The sequence below is a fragment of the Campylobacter sp. RM12647 genome, from assembly GCF_020138135.1.
In the GTDB taxonomy this organism is placed as follows: domain Bacteria; phylum Campylobacterota; class Campylobacteria; order Campylobacterales; family Campylobacteraceae; genus Campylobacter_E.
Genome location: NZ_JACGAS010000039.1, coordinates 1 through 8,259, shown reverse-complemented (window position 1 = coordinate 8,259; position 8,259 = coordinate 1). Strand labels below are relative to the sequence as shown.

The 8,259-nt window shown below is 26.3% G+C and carries 6 protein-coding genes; all 6 read left to right on the top strand.

Annotated features, from left to right (window positions below; translation table 11 throughout):
- The first annotated feature begins 83 nt into the window (after positions 1-83).
- Positions 84-671 (top strand): response regulator transcription factor, encoded by a 588-nt coding sequence (locus AVBRAN12647_RS09415; protein ID WP_336615095.1) that lies wholly within the window; start codon positions 84-86, stop codon positions 669-671.
- Entirely contained in the window at positions 623-757 is a 135-nt protein-coding gene (locus AVBRAN12647_RS09410; protein WP_336608237.1) for a helix-turn-helix domain-containing protein, read from the top strand. The genes AVBRAN12647_RS09415 and AVBRAN12647_RS09410 overlap by 49 nt, the downstream gene beginning before the upstream one ends.
- A 40-nt stretch (positions 758-797) precedes the next feature.
- Positions 798-1,805: a sensor histidine kinase gene (locus tag AVBRAN12647_RS09405; RefSeq protein WP_336615094.1), complete on the top strand. Its 1,008-nt coding sequence runs from the start codon at positions 798-800 to the stop codon at positions 1,803-1,805.
- Between the two features lie 75 nt (positions 1,806-1,880).
- Positions 1,881-5,996: a hypothetical protein gene (locus AVBRAN12647_RS09400; protein WP_336615093.1), complete on the top strand. Its 4,116-nt coding sequence runs from the start codon at positions 1,881-1,883 to the stop codon at positions 5,994-5,996.
- A gap of 162 nt (positions 5,997-6,158) precedes the next feature.
- Positions 6,159-7,430, top strand: coding sequence for a hemolysin family protein (locus AVBRAN12647_RS09395; protein WP_214118732.1), 1,272 nt, complete (start codon positions 6,159-6,161; stop codon positions 7,428-7,430).
- Positions 7,427-8,259: exopolyphosphatase (locus AVBRAN12647_RS09390; protein ID WP_336615092.1), on the top strand; the 833-nt coding region annotated here is incomplete at its 3' end. The genes AVBRAN12647_RS09395 and AVBRAN12647_RS09390, both read left to right, overlap by 4 nt.

Below are 8,259 nucleotides of genomic sequence, written 5' to 3'. Positions count from 1 at the left end.
TGATTGAAATATCCTAATTTAGACACTTTTTAGCTAAAAATAATATTAAAAAACTAAAATAAACATTTTTTAAGGAAGTAATTATGAATATTTTATTGCTTGAAGATGATTATTTATATGCTACTAGTATTTGTGAATATTTGCAAGATTTAGGATTTAGTGTTGATGTTTTTAGTGATGGCGACTTAGCCTGTAAAACTATCGCAAATAAATTTTATCATCTTTATATACTTGATATAAAAGTAATAAATACTAATGGCTTTGATGTATTAAGTTATATAAAAAGCTTAAATATTACTAACCCTATTATGATGATGACTTCAAGAACTGATATAGCAAGTATTAAAAAAGGATATGAACTAGGCTGCAATGAATACCTTAAAAAACCTTTTGAACTAGATGAATTAAAATATAGAATTAAAGAATTATTAAAACAATTTTTTAACACTCAAAGTAATGATACAATCACAATTTCAGGCGAGTTTGTATATGATTATATTTCTAAAAGTCTTAGCAAAAATAAAACTCTAATAGAGCTTACTAGTAAAGAAATCACATTGATTGAATATTTGTTAAGCAATAAATCAAGTTATGTAAATGTAAGCAGTATTTATGAATATGTATGGGGGGGGCAAATGAAGAATTTGAAACCAATGGTTCAAGCGATGTAAGAGTATATGTCAAAAGAATTAGAGCAAAAACTTGCGATGATTTTATAATATCATCTAGAGGACTTGGCTATAAAATCAATGTCTAAGCAAACAATACTATTAACCCTTATAGCTTTAGTCATATCAATGTTAGCTATAAATATATTGAAATTAAGTGTAGCTAATGATAAAAACTCTACACTATTAGAACTAGCAAGTTATATAAATAAGGATTTAAATAACTTACAAGATATAAAAATATGTATTTTCAATAATGAAGAAATTTTAAAATGCGAACTTGATATAAACTATATAAAAGATGATTTTATATATAAAACTCATAATTCTTTGCTTTATTACAAATTCCAAAAACAAATAAACAATACAACATACAATGTGGTGCTATCAAAACCTTGCGTTTATAACAAAAGCATAATCAATGCTGCTATAGTATTTGGTGGGGGAACTTTTATATTATTTGTTTTAATTTACTTAGTTTATAAAAACAATATCAAAAGTTTAATTTGGTATAAAAACACTATGAATACATTTTTTTATGATGCAATGCACGAGTTAAAAACTCCATTGGGTATAGCCTTATTAAATGCTGATATGTTAAAAAGTAATAAATATCAAAAAAGAATTAAAGCAGCACTAAATCAAATGAAAACAACATATGATGATGTAGGATTTTATATAGAAAATCCAAATGCTAAATACCCACTAAAAAATATTAATTTTTCTAATTTTTTAAAAACAAGAATTGATTTTTTTAATAGTATTGCTAGTATGAAAAGTGTGGAATTTCATTTAGAAATCACTAATGATTTATATGTATTAATCAGCGAAGTAGAGTTACTAAGAATTGTAGATAATAATATTTCAAATGCAATTAAATATACAAAAGTTAATTCTAAAATTACAATATCTTTAAACCAATCAAATGAAAAAATAATTTTTATAATACAAGATGAAGGAATTGGCATAAAAGATACAAAAAGAATTTGGCATAGATATGCTAGAGAAGATTTAGCTAAAGGTGGATTTGGCTTAGGTCTTAATATAGTAAGAAATATTTGCAAAAAATACGATATTGTATATGAAGCATTTAATTATGAAAAAGGGGCTATTTTTAAATACTCTTTTAAATCATAATTTTTTAATTTAATCTTAATTTAAAAACTAAAAAATATAATTAATTAACTTAAAATCTTAATTTAAAGGTGCATAATGAAAAAAGTCCTCATATCACTACTCGTAATATCTAATCTTTATTCTTATGAATATACAAATAAAGTTCATCCTTTCGGAATGTATTTTGGAACTCAAAACCATAAACAACATACAGATATAGATTTAGCTGATTGCGTTATAAATAATACAAGAAATAATGATAAAGGCAGAAGCGCTTGTTTTCAACTTTATCAAATCTTTAACATAGATGATCATTTTAATAGAACTGATGCGGAAGACGAGCAAAGAATTATTGTAAATTGGGGATTTAATTGGGATTATGCTTGGGCTAAACTAGATTATCAAAATAGCATTGTGAAAAAATTTGGCTATTTTCAAGGCAATCAATCATCTCATCATACCGATTCAAGAAGATTTAGAGAAAATGTATTTTGTGTAAATTACGAAGATAATGCAGCGGGAACTAATTATAATCCTAATAATTATGATGATTTTATTTCTCATCAAAACTCAAAACCTAAAAAGCTAGATAGTGTAAAAAATACTGAAATTACTTTTCCAATGAAATCTTATTTTTATGATGAATCGTATATTCAAGATGTGTTTAAAGAATTTGAAGTTAATACAACAGGTAAAATCATACTTTTAGCAAGTAGCGATAATGATTCAATTTTTAGCTATTTTTTAAGCGAACAATTACTAAATAATGAAAAAAACTCAAATGCTTATAGATTTGCAAATACTTATTTAGGCTATCAGCACGGCTCAAGCACAACTTCTGATAGCGAAAACGCATACAATGATTTTGTAAGATTTATGAAAAGCAAAGGTTGTAGATTAAATCCTGACCAAGGATTTGCTAGCGGAATACCTTTAACGCTAGATGAGAACGAAGTAGGTGCGACCTTAACTGATAATGCTTATTATACAAATGATGAATGCGCTAAATATTCAGAACAATTTTTCTTAAAAAATAATGCCTTGTATTCTCCTAAAGAATTTTTAAAAGGTAATGCTAAATGGGGATTTTTAAATAATCAATATTTCGCACAAAATAAATCAGGACTAAGCAAATGCTACACATTTAATATGGAATATTACGATGGATATTATTTTTCTAGCAATGGATATTACAATGAAAAAAGTCAGTGGAAATCAAACGAACATAAAACCTATGATATAAAAGCTTTAAGGCTTAGGAATTTCGTTTATAACAACAATCAAGCACTTGCAAATGCTAAATATATTCAAAGATTTTCTCCTTACATAGATACAACACAAGAAAGAAGTATTTATAGTATTCATAAAACTAGAGATGGTGCAATAGGCGAAAAAGCAATATATAAAGAAATCAAAAATTCAAAAGATTGTATAATCAAGGTTGGACCTGGATTATTTGATATACGAAAAGAATGTAAGAATTCAAAATACAAACAAAACGGCATAAGAGAAAGAGCTGGAATTATGCCTAAAGATATAGGTAATCAAGAAAATATAAGCACAAAAATCTTTAGCCTACATTTAAGACCAACTTCATTAAAAGAAGAATATAAATACTATAAAGACAATATGAAAAAATACACAGCAAGTCCAGGGGATTTATACGCTCATTTAAAAAATCCAAAATATTTTACATCTACAGATATTGTAAATTGGGGTAAAAATTATGGAGATGGGAAATTCCCTGCTGATACAATTGTAGGCATTTATAAAAATAAACCTGAAATTAATGCTAATTTTAAATTCTTATTCTATCCTGACGCAAATAGCACTAAATTTAGTTTAATTTCAAAAGATTTAAATCCAGCAGGCAGTGCAAAAGTAGGAGATAAAACATATCCTATATTTAATAAAATTCCTGAAGTTCATATAACTCCATTTTATAATGGTCAAAACTTAGAAAAAAGATATGATTATACAAAGACTAAAGATGGAAATTATATAAAATGTTGTGATAAAGATTTAAGCAAATATTATGTAGATTTAAGAGTTCAAATTAGCACTTTAGCAAAAAATGGAAATGATTACATTATAAAATCAAAGCAACCAAGTGTGATTTATTATGAATTAGATTTAGATTACGCTAATTCAGAAAACTTAGAATACTTCATAAGAGAACTTAGCTTTAAATTAAAAGAACCATCGTTAATAGAAATTACAACAGAAAGAATTTACGATAACGATAAAAGACCTATGTTTGAAGTAGATAGTAAAAATATCATAAAAGGCGTTAGTGAGACTGCAGCATTTATTTTAACAGATGAAGAAATAGTGCAAAAACAACACTATTTTGGAAGTATCTGGAAAATATTAAATAGAAAACCTAGTCTAGGAGAAGATTTAAGACCTAGTATTAAAGATTTAAATGACAAAAAAGCACAAATAGCTAATGATACATATACAAGAATGGTTGGAGATAATGTATATATAGGTTTTGTTCATGCAGCTGATAAAACTAGAATTAGTTTCTTTTCTAATACTGCAAGTGTAAATCACGATGATGGAAGAGCTACTAAGGTTTTAATATACGATAAAGATGATTTTAGAGTAAATCCTGATAATCAAATGATGGGAGATTTTATAATTGAATTTATCAATATAACTCCAGGTCGCCACGATATTTGCTATACTCAAAAAGATATGCAAGGTAAATTATTAACCCCTACTCCAATATGCAAAAACTTTATGGTAAGACCAGCTGAAATAAAAATAAATGATTTTGTTACTAAAGCAGGAGAAGGATTAAAAAAACCTTTACCAACTACCCTTAAAGCAAGTGTATTAGATACCCAAGATAGAAAATTAAGTATTAATTCAAATATAGGAATTAAAGAAGCTAAATTAAAAGTTACAAATAGCAAAGGTAGTTTTTATACATTTGATTTAGAAACAAGTGCTTATAACAAAATTAGCCAACTAAATCCTATTAATTTTAAACGCAATAATAAAGATTATAGTTTTGATATGGTAATTGCCTATCCTTTTGCTGGAAGTGGAATTATTGAGTTTAAAGACAATGATTTTGTAGGAAGTGATATTACTAATAAAAAATGTGAAAATACCGGATTTTCAAATACAATCAACGCTAATGGAAAAATATCTTGCCATATATTAATTAAGCCTATTAATGCTGATTTTACTAGCTCATCTACTACGAATTTAAATAATATAAAAACATCTGATGGTTTATCTGATGCTGTTTTATTTTCTGATGAAGTTGTAGGACAAAGCGAAGCTGATTTGGGTAAATGTTCTGGTATAAATTGCGATTTTACACATTCACTAAATATACCTGTAAATATAGAAAATAAAGGCTCAAGCTCTGCTAATAGTTTAGAATATGTATATAAGTATTTTCCTAGCGATATTGATATAGATTTTGATTTAAATTTCTTAGATAATAACGATACTCAAGCTAGTAGTAGATATAGAATTTATACAAATAAATTAAGTATTAAAAATATGAATATCACAAATCAAAAAATCAAAATGACTTTAAGCGCTAGCAATACTACACTAAATGCGATTTTTGATTCAAAAATGCAAAATTTAGATAACGAAGTCAATAAAAATTTAAATACTCTAAGTAGCGTTGCTAAAAAATACGAAGCGAGTCCTGATGATTTAGAATTTATTACAAAAATAGGCTATACGAAATTCCAAAAAACAAATGACTTAGCACCTAGTAAAGACATTTTAAATAAGCCTGATGTAAATGAATTTAATCTTGATACTACAAGTAGCATAACAATAGATAAAGGAACTCCTGTTAATTTTACAAAAAATTATCCATTTATTTTTGCTTATGCAATGTATAAAGATACTAAAGCAGATGCTGGTAAAAAATATAAAAAATTATTACCGAGTGATTTAAAATTAAAATATATAAATACAACTGGTAAAATTAGCGAATTATACACAAGCACAACTACTAGCGGGCATTATTATCTAAAGCCAATTGCTGATATTATTAATAATATTTCTTTTACAAGTGATTACAATTCTAATATCAAAAAACTTACAGATGGAAGTATTGAACTTGAATTATCAAGTGATAAAAAAACTAATGAATATATAAAAGATTTAATTAGAATGCACTCAAATAGCGAAATTAGTGCAAAAGAAAGCTTTAGCGTAGAATACACTAAATAATTTTTTAGGAATTTAAAATAAATCAAATTATTTTAAATTCCTTTTAATTTTTAATATAAAAATGCCTTTTTATAATTCTTACTATTTTTTAAGTTTGTATGTTTATAATTTTAGCTTTATTTTTTACAAGGAGATTTTTTGGACCCCAGTTATACGGCATTAATGCTGTTTTTAGCATTGTTTTGTGTTTTTTTAAATGGATTTTTTGTATTATCTGAGTTTAGTATTGTCAAGATTAGAAAAAGTAAGTTAGAAGAATTTGTAAATCAAAAAAGAGCTAATTCAAAACTAGCTTTAGAAATGTATAAAAATTTAGATACTTATTTATCAGCTACTCAATTAGGTATTACTTTAAGTTCTTTGGCTCTTGGTTGGTTAGGAGAAAGTTCTGTCGCTGTTTTATTAAATAAAATTCTATCAAGCTTTGATGTAAATCCTATAGCAATACATAGTATTTCTGTTGCTATTTCTTTTATATTAATTACACTACTTCATGTAGTTTTAGGAGAAATTGTTCCAAAAAGTATAGCAATTGCAAAAACTGAAAGCATAGTTTTATGGATAGCAAGACCACTTTATTTATTTAGAATAATTTTTGCACCTTTCATAGTTACATTTGATTTCTTATCTTTATCTATATTGAAAATATTAAGAATAAAAACAAACGAGCACGCAGCTCATTCTGAAGAAGAAATTAAATTCATAGCAAGCGAAAGTCAAAAAAGTGGCGTTTTAGATGAATTTGAAACCGAACTCATACAAAATGCTGTTGATTTTAGTGATATTGTAGCGAAAGAAATAATGACTCCTAGAAGAGATATGATTTGCTTAAATAAAGTTAATTCATACGAAGAAAATATAAAAATAGTTCATGATTATAAACACACTAGATTTCCTTTTATAGATGCTAGTAAAGACAATGTTTTAGGTATGATTCATATTAGAGATTTATTAGATAATCAAAATAAAGATTTAAATGAATGTGTAAGAAAAGTTCTATTTGTTCCAGAAAATATTAGTATTTCAAAGGTTCTTGTTCAAATGAATAAAGAGCAAATTCATACAGCCATAGTAATTGATGAATATGGTGGAACAGCTGGGCTTTTAACTATGGAAGACATTATTGAAGAACTTGTTGGAGATATAAACGATGAGCATGATAAAAAAGAACAAGATTTCAGAAAAATTAACGATAATGTTTATATAGTAAATGGAAGACTAGATATTGAAAGTGTTGAAGAAATTCTAGATATTAAATATGATGATGAATTAGAAGAACTTACAATTGGTGGTTATGTCTTTAATCGTTTAGGACATGTTCCAAGTGAAAAAGAAAGATGTGAAGATGAGCATTGTTATTATGAAATAAAACAAATGCAATCAAATAGTATAAAATACTTAAAAATAATCAAAAAAACAAAGGAAAAACTATGAATAAATATAGATTAATTACTAGAAGTGATATGGATGGACTTGTATGTGCTGTTTTGCTTAAACATATGGATTTAATAAGTGATATTAAATTCGTTCATCCAAAAGATATGCAAGATGGAACAATAGAAATTACAAATAATGATATTGTTACAAACTTACCATATTGTCCTAATGCTTATTTAGTGTTTGACCATCACGAAAGCGAAAGTATTAGAAACGGAAAAGCAGATAATCATATAATTATTCCAGATGCACCAAGTGCTGCTAGAGTTGTTTATGATTATTATGAAAAACAAGGCGTAAAATTTCCTGAAGAATGGCACGATATGATGGTAGCTGTTGATAAAGCAGATAGCGCTCAATTTTTAATGGAAGATGTACTTGAGCCTAAAGGTTGGGAATTCTTAAGCTTTTTAATGGATAGTAGAACTGGACTTGGTAGATTTCACGATTTTAGGATAAGCAATTATAACCTTATGATGGATTTAATTGATTATTGTAAAAATCATAAAATTGATGATATTATGAAATTACCTGATGTGGTAGAAAGAAGCGATTTATACATTAAATATGAAAAAGAATTTAAAGAACAACTAAAAAGATGCTCTAAAGTTTATAAAAACCTTGTTGTTTTAGATTTAAGCAAAGAAGAAATCATTTATCCAGGTAATCGCTTTATGATTTATGCACTTTATCCTGAATGCAATATATCAATTCATAAAATCTTAGGATTTAGAGGTCAAAATATGGTTTATGCGACAGGTAAAAGTATATTTAATAGAACTAGCAAAACAAACATAGGTGAGCTAATGTTAAAATACGGCGGTGG